General features: G+C 73.6%; 1 protein-coding gene. It reads left to right on the top strand.

Features of this window, described 5'->3' with window-relative positions:
- Nucleotides 1-403 precede the first annotated feature (403 nt).
- Complete coding sequence (locus tag NBZ85_RS31165) at nt 404-1258, top strand: LysR family transcriptional regulator (protein ID WP_261560725.1); 855 nt, start codon at nt 404-406, stop codon at nt 1256-1258.
- Nucleotides 1259-1296: the final 38 nt, after the last annotated feature.

Raw genomic sequence — 1296 nt, 5'->3', positions numbered from 1 at the left:
GCGCCGCACGTCGCGGCGGGCCAGGATGCCCGGCACGCGGCGGTTGCGGCAGGAGGGGGAAGATGCCCGGCCGGCCGCGGCGTCCCCAGGCCGGCGCTGTCAGGCGAGGCCGGGGCAACGCCCGGATCCGACTGGGGCCGGCGGTGCGAACCGCGTCAGCGGCAGCGACAACAGGACGAGGCGAGGATACCGAAATCGACGACCCGTCGACGAGTCAACATCCGCCGTGGCAACGGGACGGTGACGGCACAGCCGGCACGAGGGGCGTTGACCTGCCCGTACCGGATTGCGCGCGACTCACCGACCATGTCTATGAGAATCGTGGGTTTTCCATCGGTTGTCCAACGCAGATCCGCGATCGCACCGATCAGGATTTGCGATCGGTTGGTGTATCGTGCGCCGTGTGTCCTCCGTGCTCGACATAAACGCTTTGCGTAGCCTCATCACGATCGCCGACAGCGGCGGCTTCCGGCGGGCCGCGGAGAGTCTGTGCGTCTCCCAGTCCGCCGTGAGCCAGCATGTCCGGCGGCTGGAGAAAACGGTCGGGCGCCCGCTGGTCGAGCCGGACGGCCGGGCCACCCGCTTCACCCCCGATGGCGAGCTCCTGCTCGCCGCGGCGCGACGGATCCTCGCCCTGCACGACGGCACGCTCGAGCAGCTCGGCGTCGGCGCCGCGGCGCGGCCGTCCACGATCACCGTCGGCGCCACCGAGCACGCCGCGGATCATCTGCTGCCGTTGTGGATGGCGGCGCTGACCACCGGGTTCCCGGATGTGCGGGTACAGTTCCGGCTCGACCGGGGGGCTCGCCTCACCGAGGCACTCGACCAGGGCGCGGTCGATGTCGCCGTGCTGATCGGCGCGGCCCGCTCCACCATGTCCCGGCCCGCCGGCGCCCTGCCGCTGGCCTGGTACGCCGCGGCCGGCTGGACGCCGCCGCCGCCGGACCGTCCGCTGCCCCTGGTGGCCATCAACGATCCGTGCACGATCCGCAGCCAGGCGCTGAACACGCTGGCGCGCGTCGGGCGCACCGCCTGGGTGGTCGGCGAGGCCGGTCATCTCGCCGGGGTGCTGCAGGCCGCCCGGGCGGGAGTCGGGGTGGCCCTGCTCGCCGATGTCGGCCCGGTCCCGCCCGGCCTGGTCCGGCGCGACGACCTGCCTGCGGTCGCCCCCGAGCCGTTGCACATCCGGGCCCGCCGCGGTGCGCCACCCCAGCTCGCCGAACTCATCGGCGACACCGTCATCGCCGCGCTGGCCTGACACCACGGCCCGGCTCCCGGCTCCGGCCGCCTGCCCAC

It is taken from the genome of Frankia tisae (genome assembly GCF_025403405.1).
In the GTDB taxonomy this organism is placed as follows: Bacteria; Actinomycetota; Actinomycetes; order Frankiales; family Frankiaceae; genus Frankia; species Frankia tisai.
This window is presented reverse-complemented; position numbering and strand designations above follow the sequence as displayed.